Below are 18,143 nucleotides of genomic sequence, written 5' to 3'. Positions count from 1 at the left end.
AGGTCACATGCAGTTCTTGTGTAATCAGGGAGATATTCCGTAGGGATTCAAAATATTTAATATGCCTGAAGTATGCCGTTCTGTTGTTGTGAGAAAAAACTGCTGCCGATGATGCGAGAATATTCTTGGTAGGAAATATTGATCAGCATTGTCAAAATTCTATAAAATTACTTACTTCTTTCATTAAGGTAAAAATCTATGGTTGATATTTCTAAAAAATTGCAGGATTTGTTCAGGGATGTTTTTGATGATCCAGGACTCGTCATTCATCCTGAGACTACGGCTGCAGACATTCCCGACTGGGATAGTCACACACATATAAGCCTTATAGTAGCGGCAGAAGCAATGTTCGGCGTCCGATTTCGGACAGCGGAGCTTGAAGGCCTCCATAACGTTGGTAATTTCGAGAGTCTTATTCGAGAAAAACTGGCTGCTCGTTAACTTTCTCTATATCAGCGTTGGAAATTCAAGAATGGATGAACGTTCGCCTGAAAATATACCCGTGCGATCAGCCCTGCATTATGCTTTGGGAGCTTTTGCAGGGGCAGGTGTATTATTGTTTTTTTATGTTGGGATGATATTTGTTCTTAAAAGAACAGGAAATTTACCGCCGCCACCTTTGTCAAACTCTCTTTGTATTGATGAAAAACTGAAATTTCTCCGCGAAAATAGTGATATTTCTCCCACAGTGCTGATTACTGGCTCTTCAGTCGCGTGGCGTAGTGTGAATAGCGCTCTTTTGCAACATGACCTGCCAAAGCAAAGGATTTTTAATGGGGCCCTGTGTGGTCAGAAAGCAAACCAGACAGCCAGCACGACCGATTGGCTCCTGAAGCATTACTCAAGTATTCGCACGATAGTAATGCTCGCTGTGCCTCAGGATTTTACTTTGTGTCGTAATGTGTCGTCGACACCATTTTCACTTTCTGCTGCGGATGAATATGTTTTTGGAAAAAATAAAACATATTTTCCCCTGCGTTTTTATTTTCAGTTTTTTGACCCGATTTCTCTACAGCATAATGCTCATCGTGTGGCGAGTCAGCGTCGTAATGAAATACCGCTTGATCCACTTGTCATAACATCTACAGGGGATGGCCCCTTGAATACCGTAGTTAGCCGTACGACGCTGGGAGATGGCCCATTACCTCCCTATGATCCTGTTTGCTACAATGCCCTCAATCATATGGAACAGGTAGCCAAGGACAAAGGGCTGCGTTTTGTGGTCGCGCTCCTGCCAGTAAAGCAGGCTTGGGAAAAGCTGTACGATCCGTCTCACCAGAGGCGGCACGAACTCGTCGAGCATATAAAACAGGATTTTACACAGTCGTATGGAGAAGAAGTTGATCTCGAAAGCCGGGTCACTCTCCCTGAAGGCGCTTTTACCGATGCTGTGCATATCCGATGGTCGGCAGTGCCTGTGGTCACGGAAGCACTGAGTGAGGTCTTGCGTAACTCCCCTCATCTTAGGGGAGCAAATGTCCCTTAAACGGGTATCGGATCAGTGTAAGCAGTGAAAACTCAGATCGCGTTCTGCACTAACCTTAATGCATGCATCACTGCCTGTGCCCGTACTTCTGTTCGGTCACCGTTCAATATCAGTTTTTCCGTATGGGGCGCCTTGCCTCGGCGTTGCAGACCAAACCAGACAAGTCCAACAGGTTTTGTTTCACTGCCACCATCCGGACCGGCAATTCCGGTCAGGGATACGGCAATATCCGCTTCTGAGGCATGGATAAGGGCTCCTACGGCCATGGCTGCGGCCACCTGTTCGCTGACTGCGCCGTATTCAGCGAGCATAGTGGCTGGCACACCCAGAGAGGATTGTTTCATGATGTTAGAATAGGTCACGAAACCACCTGTCACCGCAGCAGATGATCCTGAATGCGCCGTAAGAGCAGCGGCAACCAATCCGCCCGTGCAGCTTTCGGCAGTGACAACCATCAATCCTGCCGCTTTTAGTGCAGCAACCACATTGGCGGCTTCATCAAGCACTTCAGCAGGCAGGGACTCTGACATCACTGTTTCTCCCGAAAAGGTTATTTCAGAAAGCCGACAATCCGTTCCACTTCATCGACAATCGGATTGGCTATGGTTTCTGCCCGGGCAGCACCGTTCCGTAACACCTGATCCAGATGATCGAGATCGTTAAGCAGCCGACGAGTTTCCTGAGCTATCGGTTCGATGCGGGCAACCGCAACGTCCGTCAACGCCTTTTTGAACGGACCGAAGCCTTCTCCACCATGTTGAGCCAAAACCTGCTCAGGTGTGAGATCGTCCAGAGCGGCATAAAGGCCGACAAGGTTGCGGGCTTCCGGGCGGTCAGCAAGGCCTTCGACAGTGGAGGGAAGGGGCTCTGGATCGGTTTTGGCCCGACGCAGTTTGAGAGCAATGGTGTCCGCATCATCGGTCAGATCTATGCGGCTTTGTGCTGATGGATCTGATTTGGACATTTTCTTCGTGCCATCGCGGAGGCTCATTACGCGGGCTGCCTGTGGCGGCACGAAGGCTTCTATTTCCGGAAAGAAATCGACTTCGTAATCGTGGTTGAATTTCTTCGCAATATCGTTCGCCAGTTCGATATGCTGGCGTTGGTCGTCGCCCACTGGCACGCGTACAGCCTTGTAGGCAAGAATGTCCGCAGCCATCAGATTCGGATATACGTAAAGGCCTGCGGAGTGATTTTCCCGGTCCTTGCCGGCCTTGTCCTTGAACTGGGTCATGCGGTTGAGCCAGCCGAGGCGGGAGACGCAGTTGAATATCCATCCGAGCCGCGTATGAGCGCTGACTGCGGACTGGTTGAACAGAATATGTTTGACCGGGTCAATGCCGGAGGCGAGCAGGACGGCAGCCTGCTGCCGTGTCTGTTCCCGCAGGTCAGCTGGATTCTGCCATACTGTGATGGCGTGCAGGTCCACGAGGCAGAAGATGCACTCGTGATCCGCCTGTAGTGCCACCCAGTTACGGATCGCCCCGAGATAGTTGCCCAGATGAGGAATGCCGGTCGGCTGAATGCCGGAGAATACGCGTGTCATGTGTGCTTTCTCCGGCGGTTCCGTCAGTCGGTCAAGACATCTTCAGGGGAGAGGATGCAGCTTGTCGAGTTTGTCACGCATGAGAGCCACGTCTCCAGCTGAAATTCGGTGTTCACGCGCAGCCGCAATGTCTTCAGCTCTGATTTTGGGGGCAGGTTTGATGCTGCCTTGTTCCGAAAGCCAGGACAGGATGTCAGCCACCTCCTGATCCTTGAGATAGCGAAATGGCGGCATTTCCGCCTGATAATGACCGCCTCTGGCTATAATCGGCCCGCTGACGCCATTCATCAGCACGGCCGCCAGATAGGCTCGTCCTTCCTGTGATGAGGCAATTTGGTCGATCCGTCCGGAGAGCGGTGGGACAGAGCCTGCCATCCCGTCACCCCCATGATGGCAAATGCCACAATTCGAACCATAAAGCAGATGAGGGGTTTTATGTTTGGAACAGCCAGCCAAAAGAGGCAGAAGCAACATCAGCAGCATGAATTTTTTGTGCATCGCCAAACATTACCGCAAATGATGAGTTGGAACATGTGCCAGATCAAAGACGGGCCTTGATTTCATCAGATATCAAATCTGCATGTCAGGCTTCATATTGAAGAAAGGGATTCACCTTTGACCATCTTCGCCCCTTCCAGAAATTTTCGTCATATCGCAGCCGCTGTCGTCGGCCTGTCCATCCTTGCGACTTTTTCTGCACCTCTGCACGCCGCGACGCGGGAAGAGCAGACTGCGGCCTGTAAGGGCGATGCGTTGAAGCTGTGTATGCTGGCTATTCCCAATGAACAAAAGATCGCAGCTTGCCTTCAATCCAAACGTGACAAGCTGAGCCCTGCCTGTAAGGCGATGTTCCCGGAAAAGAAGACGAAGAAAACGCCAGCGAGCAAAAAGCAGAGCAAGAATTGAACGACTGCATTCAATAAAAAAGGCCGGGAGTTATCCCGGCCTTTTTGTTGGGTCTTCTGTTATTCGGCGTGTTCGACGCCCAGAAGCTGGATCTTGAAAATCAGAGGGCTATCGGCCGGGATGATCCCCATTTCGCGGTGCGCATAACCCAGTTTGGCCGGGACATAGAGCATCCACGTGTCGCCGACATGCATCATCGGCAGCGCTTCCATCCAGCCTGGCACCAGACCGTCCAGCGGCATGCGCATGTAGGCACCCTGTCCATGCTGATCGGAACTGTCGAAGATCGACCCATCTGGCAGGCGACCTTCATAGATGAGCATCATGCTGTCACCCTTGCGGGGTGAGGGGCCATCTTTCGGTCCGGAAGCGAGGACCTTGTAGGCCAGCCCATCCGGCAGAACCTTCACGCCCGGTTGGGAGATCTCTTTCTTCATGATCTCTTCAGCCGTCGGTTCCGGATCCTCGTGGCTGCATCCGAGCACGGGAAGGCAGAGCAGACCGCCCAGTAGGAGAGTGGAAAGACGCTTCGAAGTCAGTGAAGAAATCACAGTGATCCTCTCAGAAAACGTTGCTGATTGGGAGGGGAGCGTCAGAGCGCTCCACCCCGTCGACCGATCTGTCCGCCAAGGCGCAGACGCAGGGCGTTGAGCTTGATGAAACCCTGAGCATCCTGCTGGTTGTAGGCGCCGTCATCATCTTCAAATGTAACGACCCGCGTATCATAAAGGCTGTTCGGACTTTCACGACCAATGCAGATCACATTACCCTTGTAGAGCTTCAGACGCACGCGGCCTGTCACGGAATGCTGCGATGTATCGATCAGAGCCTGCAGCATCCGACGCTCCGGCGAGAACCAGAAGCCGTTATAGATGATCTCCGCATATTTCGGCATCAGGCTGTCCTTGAGGTGCATGGCCTCGCGGTCGAGCGTAATGGATTCGATGCTGCGGTGAGCCGTCAGCAGGATGGTGCCACCCGGTGTCTCGTAGATGCCGCGGGACTTCATGCCGACAAAACGGTTCTCGACAAGATCGAGACGACCGATGCCGTTTGCCTTGCCAAGCTCGTTCAGTTTGGTCAGCAGGGTAGCTGGAGACAGAGCTTCGCCATTGATGGCCACCGGATCGCCGGAGACGAAGTCAATGGTGATCTCGGTTGCCTTGTCGGGGGCAGCTTCCGGCGAGATGGTGCGCTGGAACACCATTTCTTCCGGCGCGACAGCCGGATCTTCAAGCACCTTGCCTTCGGATGAGGAGTGCAGAAGATTTGCGTCGACAGAGAATGGTGCTTCGCCGCGCTTGTCACGAGCAACGGGTATCTGATTCTCTTCCGCGAAGGCCAGAAGACGGGTGCGGGACGTCAGATCCCACTCGCGCCACGGTGCAATCACGTTGATGTCAGGCTTCAGCGCATAATAGGCCAGTTCGAAACGAACCTGATCGTTGCCCTTGCCTGTCGCACCATGAGCCACGGCATCAGCACCGACCTGCTCGGCAATTTCGATCTGACGCTGAGCGATCAGTGGACGGGCAATGGAGGTGCCCAGAAGATACTGGCCCTCGTAGAGCGTGTTGGCCCGGAACATCGGGAACACGAAATCCTTCACGAAGGTCTCGCGCAGATCCTCGACGAAGATTTCCTTCACGCCGAACATCTCGGCCTTCTTGCGGGCCGGCTCAAGTTCCTCGCCCTGTCCGAGATCGGCAGTGAAGGTCACGACCTCACAACCATACGTGGTCTGGAGCCAGCGTAGAATGACGGACGTGTCGAGGCCGCCTGAATACGCCAGAACGACCTTCTTGATGCGTCGGTTGCCGTCGGCCGGGGCCATGCGAATGTTCTCCAGTCTCTGCGATAAATTCTTGTGTTGCCCGAAACGGAAGCATCCCTTTCAGGCAACGCGGTGAGTAGCATCGGCTTTCTGCTTGCACCAGCCCCAAGGGACAGGGAACAGGACTATTCTCCGACTGCCGCACCCCCCGGGTGACGACGGTCCACGCCCCCGAAAAGGCTTGAGCGGTCAGAACCGGCTGGCGCAAGGTTCCCGGTGACGATGCCTTCCGGCATGCCCCACACGGCATGTTCATGCAGAATATAGCCCTGCTGTTCCAGCGTTTTGGCTACCGCTGCGCTTACTGCACCAGCCTCGACTTCAATGGTGGAAGGTTTCCATTGTTCGTGAAAGCGCGGCAGATCAATGGCCTGCTGGATGTCGAGATGATAGTCGATCACGCTCGTGATGACGGAGAGCACAATGGTCGGAATGCGCGAGCCTCCCGGGCTGCCGATGACCATCACGGTCTTGCCAGCGCGGGAAACGACCGTCGGCGTCATGGATGAAAGCGGCGTCTTACCCGGCTGAATGGCGTTCGCCGCGCTGCCGATAATGCCGAACATATTGGGCGTGCCCGGCTTGATCGAGAAGTCATCCATCTCGTCGTTCAGAAAAAAGCCGGTGCCCGGGGCCATGACCCGCGCGCCGAACCAGCCATTCAGCGTGTAGGTTGTGGATATGGCGAAACCCGACGAATCCATCACCGAATACTGCGTCGTTTCCAGTTTTTCATGGGTGTCGGAGGCGCTGGTGTCAGGCTTTTTCTGAGGAGCGGGCAATCCTGCCTGCAAGGTGTCGGAGTCGAGTGCGCCAGACGCCGGGAGTGCCTTGCGGATCTGCGAAGCGTAGGTCGGATCGGTCAGGTGACTGATGGGGTTGGCGACAAAAGCGGGATCGCCGAGGTCACGCCTGTCGGAATAAGCGTGGCGCATTGTCTCGATTTCCTGCCGCATCGCGGTCGCGCCATGTAATTCCTCCGAGCCGAGATCATAGCCGGATAGGATGGTCAGCATTTCGCACAGCGCGATACCACCTCCGCTGGGTGGTGGGGCGGTGTCTATACGGTATCCGCGATAGGAGCAGGCAAGGGGAGGGAGAATGCGGGGCTGATAGCGCTGGAAATCGGCCATCTGCAAAATGCCGCCCTGCTGTCGACTGGCATCGACGACCTGTCTGGCAATGCGGCCTTTGTAGAAAACATCCTCACCATGCTGGGCAATTTCATCGAGCGTATTGGCCAGATCCTTTTGGATCAGACGATCTCCCGTCTGAAAGGAATGACCATCCTGTCGAAGAAAGATCGAACGCACAGTAGGATTTTTGGCGAACTCCGCTTCAAACGGACGCAGTAGTTGCACATCCCCGTCTTCAAGGATGAACCCGTCACGTGCAAGGTGAATGGCCGGTTCAATCAGCTTTTCACGAGCAAGACGGCCCCAATGCTTTCGTACAAATTCCAGACCGGCAACCGTTCCGGGAACCGCGACAGCTTTCCATCCCGATGTCGAAAGGTTGGGAATGACATTGCCATTCGCATCCTGAAACATGGTGGGGGTGGCGGCGATCGGCGCTTTCTCACGGAAATCGATGAAAACGGATGGCCCATGGGGCGGGCGCAGAACCATGAAGCCCCCGCCACCGATGTTTCCGGCGGCCGGATAGGTGACAGCGAGCGCATACCCAACAGCCACGGCGGCGTCCGCTGCATTGCCGCCTTCCGCGAGAATGCGTGCCCCCACTTCTGAAGCCAGATGTTGGGCCGACACCACCATTCCGTGTTTTCCCCGGACGGGGGCGGGCGAAGCTGTTACGGGGCCCGTCACGCCATAGGCGAGCGGATCAGGAACACCTGATCCGCTTTCAGTTGACCGGGCTTGTAATGGGCCTGAGCACAGAAACAGCGCGAAGGCCCCGGCGAGAAGATGGCTGGTCTGCCTGCGTTTTGTCATTGTGTGATGTAACAGCCCGTTGGGGCCGCCTGGTGGCGCTTAATCAGGCGCCGTAAGGCGGTCGGGTGTAACCCTTTGGCGAAAGAGTGAAAATTTCATAGCCGGTTTCGGTGACGCCCAGCATGTGTTCGAACTGCGCGGTCAGCGAACGGTCGCGCGTCACGGCGGTCCAGCCATCATCCAGAATCTTGACCTCTGGCCGACCGATATTGATCATCGGTTCAATGGTGAAAACCATGCCCGCTTCAAGCTTCATGCCTTCGCCGGGTCTGCCGTAATGAAGGATGTGCGGCTCCGAGTGGAAAGTGCGTCCAATCCCGTGCCCACAGAAGTCCCGCACGACGGAGAAGCGGTTCTTTTCTGCAAGCGTCTGGATGGCGTGGCCGATGTCGCCCAGCGTTGCGCCGGGGCGCACCTGCTCAATGCCAGCCATCATGCAGTCATAGGTCACTTCAATGAGTTTTTTCGCTTTTACGGACGGTTTGCCCGCAACATACATGCGGCTTGAGTCGCCATACCAGCCATCAACAATGGAGGTGACGTCGATATTGAGGATATCCCCGTCCTGTAACACACGCTCCCCAGGAATGCCGTGGCACACCACATGGTTGATCGAGATGCAGCAGGATTTCGGATAGCCCTTGTAGCCCAGAGTGGCGGGGGTCGCGTTATTCTTGAGCGTGAATTCGTGGATGATGGTATCAAGTTCACCTGTCGTGACGCCGGGGCGCACGTATTCGGTGATCATGTCCAGCGTTTCCGCCGCGAGACGCCCTGCTGCACGAAGCCCGACAAAATCTGCTTCGCTATGCAGAATAACTCCGTGGCGCACTGATTTGCCTTCCATCATCTCTCCTCATGGTCTGCCCTTGACGGAAAACCATGCCGTGCCCGATGGGTCAAGGCAAGGCAGCCACCCTATCCGGAAAAATAGGGTGGCTCAGAAGTTCTGTCAGGAAGGCATACCGTCTGAATCCGCCTTTTCCTCACCTTCCTCCGGCGTTTCCAGTGCCGGAGATGTGGGAGCCGCGTTTTCCATATATTCAAACGACAGTTCGCCGTCCTTTACGGAAATCTTGACCGCGCCACCTTTGGTCAGGTGCCCGAACAGCAGTTCTTCGGACAACGGCTTCTTGATCGCGTTCTGAATGATCCGTCCCAGCGGCCGCGCACCATACAGGCGATCGTATCCACGTTCGGCAAGCCATTCCTTCGCAGCCGAAGTCATCTCGATGGTGACATTGCGGTCAGCAAGCTGGGCTTCCAGTTGCAGCACGAATTTCTCCACCACGCGGCCAACAGTCTCCGGCTGGAGGTTGCCGAACGGAATGATGGCATCGAGACGGTTGCGGAATTCTGGTGTGAAGAGGCGCTTGATGGCTTCTTCATCCTCACCTTCGCGACTGTCACGTCCGAAGCCGATGGCCTCCTTGCTGAGATCGGCCGCGCCCGCGTTCGTCGTCATGATGAGGATGACGTTGCGGAAATCGACCGTCTTGCCGTTATGGTCCGTCAACTGGCCATGATCCATGACCTGCAACAGAACATTGTAGAGGTCCGGATGGGCCTTTTCGATTTCGTCGAGCAGCAGGACCGCATGCGGATGCTGATCGACTGCATCTGTCAGCAGACCACCCTGATCGAAACCGACATAGCCCGGAGGCGCGCCGAGCAGACGGGAGACCGAATGGCGCTCCATATACTCGGACATGTCGAAGCGGATCAGTTCGATGCCAAGTGTGGTGGCAAGCTGACGCGCCACTTCCGTTTTGCCGACGCCGGTGGGGCCGGAGAACAGATAGTTGCCGATCGGCTTTTCCGGATCGCGGAGACCAGCGCGGGCCAGCTTGATGGCGTCGGCGAGCGTCTGGATCGCCTTGTCCTGTCCGAACACCATGTTCTTCAGGTCGCGCTCAAGAGCCCGCAGCACTTCCTTGTCGTCGGCGGACACTGTCTTGGCGGGGATGCGTGCGATCTTGGCGATCGTATCTTCCACGTCTTTCAGTGTGATGGTTTTCCGACGCTTGCTTTCAGGCAGAAGCATCCGGGATGCACCAGCTTCATCAATGATGTCGATGGCCTTGTCCGGAAGTTTCCGGTCATGGATGTATTTCGCGGAAAGCTCCACCGCAGCGCGGATGGCGTCATCCGTGTAGCGAACCTTGTGGTGCTTCTCATAGTTCGTCTTGAGGCCGCGCAGAATCTTCACGGCATCATCGAGGTTCGGCTCTTCCACGTCGATCTTCTGGAAGCGACGGACGAGAGCGCGATCTTTCTCGAAGTGCTGACGGAATTCCTTGTAGGTCGTCGAACCGATGCAGCGGAGCGTGCCAGCCGCCAGCGCGGGCTTCAGCAGATTGGACGCATCCATGGCGCCACCCGATGTGGCACCAGCACCGATCACAGTGTGAATTTCGTCTATGAACAGAATCCCGCCCGGATTCTGCTCAAGATCGGTCACGACCGCTTTCAGCCGTTCCTCGAAATCACCGCGATAGCGCGTGCCAGCCAGCAGCGTGCCCATGTCGAGCGAATAGATGGTGGCGTTCAGGAGAACTTCCGGGACGTCGCCCTCGACAATGCGCTTGGCCAGACCTTCGGCAATGGCTGTCTTGCCGACGCCCGGATCGCCCACATAGAGCGGGTTGTTCTTGGTGCGGCGGCACAGAATCTGGATCGTGCGCTCCACCTCGGCCTCGCGGCCAATCAGCGAATCGATCTTTCCTTCTGCGGCTTTCTTGTTGAGATCGACGCAGTAGGTGGTCAGAGCATCGCCTGCCTTGCTGGAACCGCGCGTCTTTTCTTCCCGTTCTCCCTCATCCTTCTCCGCGGAAGCGGAGGGCGTCCCATTGGCGCTGCGACGCACGGAGCGGTCAGGCGCCTTGGCGATGCCGTGGGAGATGAAGTTCACCGCATCAAGACGGGTCATGTCCTGAAGCTGAAGGAAATAGACAGCGTGGCTTTCGCGCTCGGCAAAGAGAGCCACCAGCACGTTGGCGCCTGTCACTTCGTCGCGGCCAGTGGACTGGACGTGAATCGCCGCCCGCTGGATGACGCGCTGGAAAGCCGCCGTGGGTTTGGGTTCCGTCTGGCGCTCGGACGTGAGCCCAGCGAGATCCTTGTCGAGAAACTCGGTCAGATCGCCGCGAAGCTTGTCGAGGTCGACGCCACAGGCCCGGAAGACGGTGACGGCATCCGGGTCATCAATGAGGGCAATCAGGAGATGCTCGAGTGTCGCATACTCATGATGCCGCTCACCCGCCAGCGTCAGCGCCCGGTGCAACGTCTGTTCGAGATTGCGTGACAACATGGTTATGACACTCCTTTCGCCGTTCGGCGCAGCCGGCAACGCTTCAAAAGCGTACCTACTCGGTCATATTTGGGCGGTTCCGTGAGAAATGCCAGCCATAAGGCCCATCTGTGAGGAAAAAATTTCATTGGCGTGGCATTTGTGCTCGGGAGAAAATGGGAAAAAGTGCTGTCGAACGGCCATCTGACCGCATGAAGGTTTAAAACCCGTTATGTGGGGCCGGGATGCGTCCTCACCGCGATTTGTTGCTTTGCGTCTCTCATCCGTTGTGATAAGGCTCCGCCCGGGAGATCCGTGGCGGACGGGCACCTTGCCAACCCGGTCAGATCCGGAAGGAAGCAGCCGCAGTAAGTTTCGCTCGGGTCGTTGCGGGTCTCTCACTCTTCTTTGAATCGAAGAGCCTGGTCCGCTAGAAGAGTTCGCGCTCAGTCAGTTCAGCGGATTTGTCAGAACCATGCCAGACATTGATACAGAGGCAGAAGACGATCTGCCGTTGCCCCCTTCTGAAGGTGGTGGCTTCTTTGGCGACCCTGAACCCATCGAGTCGCCCAGATCCGTTCCAGAGAGCAAGACATCTGTTCCCTCTGCGCCCGGTTATCGGGTTCTCGCCCGCAAATATCGTCCAGCCAAACTTGATGAACTGATCGGGCAGGATGCGCTCGTCCGCACGCTGCGCAACGCCTTCGCTGTTGGGCGTGTGGCGCACGCTTTCATGCTGACGGGCGTGCGCGGAGTGGGTAAGACGACGACGGCGCGGATCATCGCGCGTGGTCTGAACTGCATCGGACCGGACGGGCAGGGAGGCCCAACGGCAGATCCTTGCGGAGTCTGTTCCAACTGCGTGGCGATTCTCGCGGATCGTCATCCCGATGTGCTGGAAATGGATGCCGCTTCCCGCACGGGCGTGGATGACGTGCGCGAAATTATCGAGGCCTGTCATTTTCGTCCGATTCAGGGCCGCATGAAGGTCTTCATCGTTGACGAAGTGCACATGCTGTCCCGCAATGCCTTCAATGCGCTGCTGAAAACACTGGAGGAACCGCCTCCGCAGGTGACGTTCATCTTTGCGACGACCGAGTTGCGGAAGGTGCCGATTACCGTTCTCTCACGTTGCCAGCGGTTTGACCTCCGCCGCGTCTCTCAGTCCGAGCTGCTGACGTTTTTCACGAAAATCGTGGAGAAGGAGCATGTTGCTGCCGAATCGGAAGGACTGAAGCTTATTGCCCGCGCTGCCGACGGTTCGGTGCGCGATGGTCTTTCGCTGCTGGATCAGGCGATCGCACAGGGAGCGGGCGACGGCAGCGTAACGGAGGCGGGTGTCGCGGCGATGCTCGGCCTGTCTGATCGGGCGGCGGTTTTCGACCTGTTCGAGATGGTCATGCGGGGGGATGTGACAGCAGCGATCGGCCTGTCAAATTCTCTTTATGATCGTGGCAATGATCCGGGCCTGATGCTGCGCGATCTGGCCGAACTCACCCATACGGTTACACGACTTAAGACAGTGAGGGGACTGGAAGAAACAGTCGAACTGCCCGAGATGGAGCGGACCCGCGGTGCGGCGTTTGCGGGCAGTCTTTCACTTTCGACACTTTCCCGGCTCTGGCAGATGCTTCTTAAGGGCATTTCCGAGGTGGATGACGCGCCGCTGCGGCGTGAAGCAGCGGAAATGGTGCTGATTCGTCTCTGCCATGCTTCGACCTTGCCGCCTCCGGAAGAGTTGCTGAAGAAACTGAAGGTAACGGATGGTGGTTCTTCCCCGCCGTCGGTCGGATCGGCTGTCGAATCGTCATCCAATGGCGTGCAAGCTGCAGCGAGTGATGATGGCGGTTGGCGGAAAAAAGTTGCCAATGAACGGTGGGGTGGTCAGGACGCGCCTTCTGCCGAACTGGTGCCGTTGCCTCAGGCGCAACCCCAAGCTGTCGTCGCAGAAGCGAGACAGCCGCCCCGCAGTTGGCGCGAGTTGGTCGCTTTTGTGAAAGACTGCCGTGAAGCGACGCTGCATGGTCATCTGCGCCATTCGGCGCATCTCGTCACGTTCGCTCCCCCTGTAGTGGAATTCCGGGTGGCGCATCCTGCTCCGGGTGATTTGCCGAAGCGGGTTCAGGCGCTTCTGCACGCCCACTTTGGGGATCAGTGGTCCGTTCGTGCTGTCGAAGCCGAAGGTGAGCCGACGCTCGCTGAGCAGAGCGCGGAGATCATCCAGCTGCATACCAGACGTTCGGCGGCGCATCCCTTGGTGCAGGCTATCCTTGGCGCGTTTCCCGATGCTGAACTGGGAGAAGTGCGTGATCAGACACTGGACGATCATTATGGTCTGCCGCCCGAAGAATTCGGCTCTCCGGCGATAGGGCTTGACCAGGATCTTTACGATCCCGAAGAAAACGACTGAGATTGAAGGCGACAGTCGCCTCATTGTGTGAAACGTTAGGATTGAAGACCATGAAAAATCTGGCCGGACTGATGAAGCAGGCATCGCAGATGCAGGCAAAGATGGAAGAAATGCAGTCGAGCCTCGAGAAAATCGAGATTCAGGGCAGCTCGGGTGCTGGCATGGTCACCGTTACCCTCAGTGGGAAGGGCGACATGAAAGCCATCACGATCGATCCGAAACTGGCCGATCCGACAGAAATGGAAATGTTGCAGGATCTCATTGTGGCAGCCTGTGCGGATGCCAAGGCGCGTCTGGACAAGACCGCGTCCGAGGAAATGAGCAAGGTCACGGGTGGTCTCAATCTGCCGCCGGGACTGAAGCTGCCGTTCTGACACGGACGCTGACGGTCTTATCATAAATGGCTGTTGCCGATATCGATCATCTGATCGGTTTGATTGCTCGACTGCCGGGGCTGGGGCCGCGTTCTGCACGTCGGGTGGCGCTTGCGCTTCTGCGTGATCCGCAGCGCAGAATGCTTCCTCTCGCGCGCGCGATGGAAAACGCTGCTGTGTCGGTCAAGACATGCTCGGTGTGTGGCAATCTTGATATCGACGACCCGTGCCGCATCTGTTCAGACCCTGACCGTCTGCATGACGTGGTCTGCGTGGTGGAGCAGGTCAGTGATCTCTGGGCCCTTGAGCGGGCAGGCGCGCATCGCGGAGTCTATCAGGTGCTGGGGGGCGTGCTGTCTGCACTGAGGGGCGTCGGACCGGAAGACCTGAATGTGGAATCACTGTTCAGTCGTCTGAAAGATGGCTCGATCAGAGAAGTGATTCTTGCACTTGGCGCGACTGTCGAAGGCGCGACAACCATGTACTGGTTGCAGGAAAAGATCGCTCCTTATGGAGTGGCGGTCAGTCGTGTCGCACAGGGTGTGCCGATGGGGGGAGCGCTGGACGTGCTGGATGACGGCACGCTGGCGGCTGCCTTAAGCGCCCGTCGCCCGTTATGAAAGAAGAATGCATGACTGACGAAGCTGCTCTGGCTGGAACACTGATCTGTCCGAAAATTCCCCGGGCGGCGCTTGTGACAGGTGGGGCGCTCCGTCTTGGTCGTGCGATGGTGATCACTCTTGCCCGTGCTGGCTTTGCCGTTGCCGTGCATTATCGTTCCGGCGATGACGCCGCGCTGGCGTTGCAGCAGGAAATCGAGGCGCTGGGCCAGCGATGCTGCCTGCTGAAGGCCGATCTGGCTCATGAAGAGCAGGTGACCGGCATGGTGGGGCGGGCAACCGAACTGCTGGGACAGCCTGTTGGTGTATTGGTCAACAATGCCTCCACTTTTGATCGCGACGAATGGAATACGGTCACGCGGGAGAGCTGGGATGAGCATCTGGAGCCGAATCTTCGTGCTCCGTATGTATTGATGCAGGAGTTTGCCCGTCTCTTACCTTCTGAGAGGGAGGGGATGGTGCTCAATATGCTTGATGAACGTGTCTGGTCGTTGACGCCTCATTTCGTCAGCTACACGGTTTCAAAATCCGCGCTCTGGACGCTGACACAAACCATGGCGTTGGCGCTGGCCCCACGAAAGATCCGTGTGAACGCGATTGGACCGGGACCGGCTTTGCCAAGTCCTCGACAGACCGAAGAGCAGTTTCGGAAGCAATGTGAATCCGTGCCGCTGGGGCGGGGCACGTCCCCTGACGAAGTGGCGCGGGCACTTCTTTCTTTCCTGATGCTGCCTTCCGTGACAGGCCAGATGCTGGCGCTGGATGGTGCGCAGCATCTTCAGTGGTATTATGCCCCTCCCGCTTCCAGCCATAGGGTCGAGGAATAGAGCGATGACAATTCTTGCGCCTTGGCCTGCAGAGATGGCTCTGCGACGGCTTTTTATCCGTGACATGATTGTCGATGCTTATATCGGCGTTTTTCCACACGAGCAGGGCGTTACGCAGCGCGTGCGCATCAATGTGTCGTTCGGCGTGGATGATAGTCGGGAATTGATAGAAGGCGTTGATGACCTCAGTCGTACGGTGTCATACGAAAAAGCCGTTCTGACCATTCGTCGTTTCGCGACAGAGACTCATACGCAGTTGGTCGAAACATTGGCCGAGCGTATCGCCATTGAGGTCATGAAAGACGCTCGGGTGAGGGTTGTTCGTATTTCTGTCGAAAAGCTCGATGTATTTTCCGACATGGATTCTGTTGGTGTCGAAATCGAGCGGTGGGCGGAAGATTGAGGCTGTCCTGCTCCATGCCCTTATTCTCTGGTTCTGGAGCAGGACAAAGGATTTAGTCCCGGCCGTCGATCAGGGTGACATCCTGTCCGACATAAACCGTGCCCCCCGCTGCCGTATGACCGATTGCGGCATTGTTCTGCCAGCACACAGTGCGGTCGAGAAGGAGCGTGACTTCAGGCTGAGGCATGATGACGGATGTGATGCGTCCCGTCTGATTCCAGTGCGCGAACTGCCAGTAAAGGATCGGACCGTCATTGCCGCTGGAAGCGGTGAAAAGGCCGATGCCTGCACAGACGGGATAGGCAGCCTGTGGGGCAGGGAAAACGAGATCGACATCCGGACGCGTTTCGCTGCCGCCTCCGATCGCCATGAAAGTGACGGGAACGCGTGCGTATCCCTCAAGTGTGAGTTCAGTCCATCCGGGCAGAAGAAGACCGGCCCAACCTTCGAAAAAATGCTTCATTTCAAATTGCCTTATCCATATTGCGTAACGGTCATCCACGCAGGACCACCATCGCCGCCATTCTGATATGTTCCACTGGGTGCGACGCAGGAGCCGGAGCCACCACCGCCGGGATCGCCCGGTTTCCCAGTTTCACCCGAGCCGGACTCCCAGCCGCCTGCGTAATAGGGAGGGCGTCCGCCCCCGGCGCCGCCGTAACCGAAGAAATAGTTTTCCGAGACACCGGAGACGTGTCCGGAAAAACCGCTTTGTCCAACAGCACTGTTCAGAACAGTGATGCCGGTTGAACTGACGACCTGTGTCGCTCCCCCAGCTCCCGCGCCGCCGATGATCGCTACACCGCCCCCCTTGGCGACGAGACCACCGGAACCTCCTGTTGCAACAACGATGTTTCCGAACGCAGCAGAGCCACCGCTATTGCCGGTCATGGCGGTTGAGGAAGACTGACCTCCGCGCCCACCGGCTCCGAGTGTAACGGTAACCGGCCACTGGATTTGCGTCACATCGACAAGGAAGCGACAATAACCGCCAGCCCCGCCGCCTCCGCCAGTGCTGCCTTCAGTTGAGCCGCAGGTTGGTGCACCGCCGCCGCCGCCACCGCCGCCACTGAGTTCAATAATGGCGAATTTTGTGCGTGAGAGGATGGAAAGCTGGATGATGGCATAACCTCCAGCCGATGCGGTGGGGCCTTCATACGTGTTGATCTGCAGAAGGTTCGCTGCCGACCAGTTTGTGACAAAGGCTGTTGTTGCAAGGCGAGTTGATGAATCTCCGATTGCGGGTGTAGGCGCAGTTGGCGTGCCTGTGAACGCGGGCGAGTCTTTCGGAGCAAGGGCAGGAATCTTTGGATAGAAAAGATTCGCATTGTCAGCCGAAATCATCGACTGCGTGACTGTCGTTGCGTTCGCTGGCAGATCAACGCGCCAGAGCGTGATCGCATCTGCTGGCGGCGCACTCGTGGAAATGGCGAGTGTCGCTGTCGCTGTGCGCTGGGTCGGCTGGGGTTGTCCTGTGTCTGTTTCACCCGAAAGCGTGCGCGTTGTATCCGATGCATCAAGATAACGGAGCATGGCCGTACCGCTATCGGTGAGCGCGACCGTGGCGTAAATATAGTATGTTTGGGCTTCGGTTGAGGTTGTGAGTGTAAAACTCGCTGCCGCTGCCGTATATTGACGCATGATGACTGTGCTGTCGGCAGGCAGTGTTCCATAGGCAGAGGCGTCCGCCACGGCGCTTTCGTTGATCTGTCCGCTTGCGACATTGACAACCAGATCTGAGCCGGAACAGGTCGCGGCAAGGCCACTCGCAAAAGGGCCCGGTCCTCCCATCGTCATGGCAATGACCTGACCGACAGCGCGTTCGGTATTGCGCTGTGCGATCAGTGTGTCCGTCTCGGCAATGATCTGAGCGGGATAAACAATCACGCGATCCATGAGTGTCTCTCCCTCAAAGCGCATTGCCGGATTTATAATCAGGCAGCGTTTTGAAATACTGATTGAGAGAATCTACAGAGACGAGAGTGCGCCCTCCCAGTTTTTTTGCTTTTATGCTTCCATCTGAAAGAAGTTTGTAACAATACGTGCGACCAATTCCGTAAAGATGACATGTTTTAGCGATGTTGATATATTTAATATCGCTTTCTTTAATGCTTTTCATTTCAGAAAATTCCTTGTCGAACATGCTTATATGCTGGCGACCTCGGGCTTTATGCGATGTCCCAAGACGTTCGTGCCAGGAAATTCGGATGATTTTTTAATTGAAATTTATACTTTGCCATTCTTTGCGGACGGATATCATTGCGTCACAAACAGTGAGAAAGAAGCGTTGCAGATTGCTGCAATAATCATTCACGACTGTGAAAGGATATGCCGTTATAGCGTGTTGCATTCGCGGGCGTTTTGCAGCATAACCGCGCAAGCCGCAGGGCTTGATGGAAGGGTGGCCGAGTGGTTGAAGGCTCCAGTCTTGAAAACTGGCGTGCGGGTAACCGTACCGTGGGTTCGAATCCCACCCCTTCCGCCATAGAGCGGAAT

Annotated in this window: 19 protein-coding genes, 1 tRNA gene and 1 other RNA gene; 10 read left to right on the top strand and 11 right to left on the bottom strand. The window is 56.3% G+C overall.

Features of this window, described 5'->3' with window-relative positions; all coding sequences use genetic code 11:
- Positions 1–198: 198 nt before the first annotated feature.
- Positions 199–441 (top strand): acyl carrier protein, encoded by a 243-nt coding sequence (locus ABF824_RS08545; protein ID WP_415488029.1) that lies wholly within the window; start codon positions 199–201, stop codon positions 439–441.
- A 31-nt stretch (positions 442–472) separates the two neighbouring features.
- The gene (locus ABF824_RS08540) at positions 473–1,486 is read left to right on the top strand and encodes a hypothetical protein (RefSeq protein ID WP_415488027.1); all 1,014 of its coding nucleotides are present in this window, start codon (positions 473–475) and stop codon (positions 1,484–1,486) included.
- A gap of 32 nt (positions 1,487–1,518) precedes the next feature.
- On the opposite strand, the gene ABF824_RS08535 is transcribed toward ABF824_RS08540, so the two are convergent.
- Genes ABF824_RS08535 through ABF824_RS08525 form a run of 3 tightly spaced genes read right to left on the bottom strand, consistent with a single transcriptional unit; the run spans position 1,519 to position 3,506 of the window.
- Positions 1,519–2,016, bottom strand: a complete 498-nt coding sequence (locus ABF824_RS08535) for a CinA family protein (protein WP_415488025.1) — start codon at positions 2,014–2,016, stop codon at positions 1,519–1,521.
- A gap of 20 nt (positions 2,017–2,036) precedes the next feature.
- Positions 2,037–3,032, bottom strand: a complete 996-nt coding sequence (gene trpS, locus ABF824_RS08530; protein WP_415488023.1) for a tryptophan--tRNA ligase — start codon at positions 3,030–3,032, stop codon at positions 2,037–2,039.
- Positions 3,033–3,074: 42 nt separating this feature from the next.
- Positions 3,075–3,506, bottom strand: coding sequence for a c-type cytochrome (locus tag ABF824_RS08525; RefSeq protein ID WP_415488051.1), 432 nt, complete (start codon positions 3,504–3,506; stop codon positions 3,075–3,077).
- 141 nt (positions 3,507–3,647) lie between these two features.
- On the opposite strand from ABF824_RS08525, the gene ABF824_RS08520 reads away from it, so the two are divergent.
- Positions 3,648–3,938: a hypothetical protein gene (locus tag ABF824_RS08520; RefSeq protein WP_415488021.1), complete on the top strand. Its 291-nt coding sequence runs from the start codon at positions 3,648–3,650 to the stop codon at positions 3,936–3,938.
- Positions 3,939–3,997: 59 nt separating this feature from the next.
- Here ABF824_RS08520 and ABF824_RS08515 read toward each other — a convergent pair whose 3' ends face one another.
- The 5 genes from ABF824_RS08515 to clpA form a co-directional block, all read right to left on the bottom strand.
- Complete coding sequence (locus ABF824_RS08515; protein WP_415488049.1) at positions 3,998–4,375, bottom strand: FKBP-type peptidyl-prolyl cis-trans isomerase; 378 nt, start codon at positions 4,373–4,375, stop codon at positions 3,998–4,000.
- Between the two features lie 155 nt (positions 4,376–4,530).
- Entirely contained in the window at positions 4,531–5,772 is a 1,242-nt protein-coding gene (locus tag ABF824_RS08510) for an argininosuccinate synthase (protein ID WP_415488019.1), read from the bottom strand.
- 125 nt (positions 5,773–5,897) lie between these two features.
- Positions 5,898–7,724, bottom strand: coding sequence for a gamma-glutamyltransferase (gene ggt / locus ABF824_RS08505; protein WP_415488017.1), 1,827 nt, complete (start codon positions 7,722–7,724; stop codon positions 5,898–5,900).
- A 43-nt stretch (positions 7,725–7,767) separates the two neighbouring features.
- The gene (gene map, locus ABF824_RS08500; protein ID WP_415488047.1) at positions 7,768–8,571 is read right to left on the bottom strand and encodes a type I methionyl aminopeptidase; all 804 of its coding nucleotides are present in this window, start codon (positions 8,569–8,571) and stop codon (positions 7,768–7,770) included.
- Between the two features lie 105 nt (positions 8,572–8,676).
- The gene (clpA, locus tag ABF824_RS08495; RefSeq protein WP_415488015.1) at positions 8,677–11,034 is read right to left on the bottom strand and encodes an ATP-dependent Clp protease ATP-binding subunit ClpA; all 2,358 of its coding nucleotides are present in this window, start codon (positions 11,032–11,034) and stop codon (positions 8,677–8,679) included.
- A 286-nt stretch (positions 11,035–11,320) separates the two neighbouring features.
- Here clpA and ffs point away from each other — a divergent pair.
- From ffs to folB, 6 genes are all read left to right on the top strand, one after another.
- An RNA gene (gene ffs / locus ABF824_RS08490) (signal recognition particle sRNA small type) lies at positions 11,321–11,415 on the top strand.
- Positions 11,416–11,488: 73 nt separating this feature from the next.
- Positions 11,489–13,423, top strand: a complete 1,935-nt coding sequence (locus tag ABF824_RS08485) for a DNA polymerase III subunit gamma/tau (RefSeq protein ID WP_415488013.1) — start codon at positions 11,489–11,491, stop codon at positions 13,421–13,423.
- A 50-nt stretch (positions 13,424–13,473) separates the two neighbouring features.
- Entirely contained in the window at positions 13,474–13,797 is a 324-nt protein-coding gene (locus ABF824_RS08480) for a YbaB/EbfC family nucleoid-associated protein (protein WP_415488011.1), read from the top strand.
- A gap of 26 nt (positions 13,798–13,823) precedes the next feature.
- Entirely contained in the window at positions 13,824–14,417 is a 594-nt protein-coding gene (gene recR, locus ABF824_RS08475; RefSeq protein WP_415488009.1) for a recombination mediator RecR, read from the top strand.
- A gap of 11 nt (positions 14,418–14,428) precedes the next feature.
- Positions 14,429–15,244 carry an SDR family oxidoreductase gene (locus ABF824_RS08470; protein WP_415488007.1) on the top strand — a complete coding sequence of 272 codons (816 nt, stop codon included), beginning with the start codon at positions 14,429–14,431 and terminating at the stop codon, positions 15,242–15,244.
- Positions 15,245–15,248: 4 nt separating this feature from the next.
- A complete protein-coding gene (gene folB / locus ABF824_RS08465; RefSeq protein WP_415488005.1) occupies positions 15,249–15,647 on the top strand; it encodes a dihydroneopterin aldolase in 399 nt (132 codons plus the stop codon).
- Between the two features lie 52 nt (positions 15,648–15,699).
- Here the strand turns inward: folB and ABF824_RS08460 are convergent, their stop codons facing one another.
- Genes ABF824_RS08460 through ABF824_RS08450 form a run of 3 tightly spaced genes read right to left on the bottom strand, consistent with a single transcriptional unit; the run spans position 15,700 to position 17,790 of the window.
- Entirely contained in the window at positions 15,700–16,110 is a 411-nt protein-coding gene (locus tag ABF824_RS08460; protein ID WP_415488003.1) for a hypothetical protein, read from the bottom strand.
- 11 nt (positions 16,111–16,121) lie between these two features.
- Entirely contained in the window at positions 16,122–17,543 is a 1,422-nt protein-coding gene (locus ABF824_RS08455) for a hypothetical protein (RefSeq protein WP_415488001.1), read from the bottom strand.
- 13 nt (positions 17,544–17,556) lie between these two features.
- Positions 17,557–17,790, bottom strand: a complete 234-nt coding sequence (locus tag ABF824_RS08450) for a helix-turn-helix domain-containing protein (RefSeq protein WP_415487999.1) — start codon at positions 17,788–17,790, stop codon at positions 17,557–17,559.
- Positions 17,791–18,042: 252 nt separating this feature from the next.
- Between ABF824_RS08450 and ABF824_RS08445 the strand changes: the two genes are divergently transcribed.
- A tRNA-Ser gene (locus tag ABF824_RS08445) sits at positions 18,043–18,132 on the top strand.
- Positions 18,133–18,143: the final 11 nt, after the last annotated feature.

The sequence above is a fragment of the Acetobacter sp. genome (assembly GCF_047721705.1).
In the GTDB taxonomy this organism is placed as follows: Bacteria; Pseudomonadota; Alphaproteobacteria; order Acetobacterales; family Acetobacteraceae; genus Acetobacter.
Note: the sequence above shows the minus strand (reverse complement) of the source record. Positions and strands in the feature narration are given on the sequence as shown.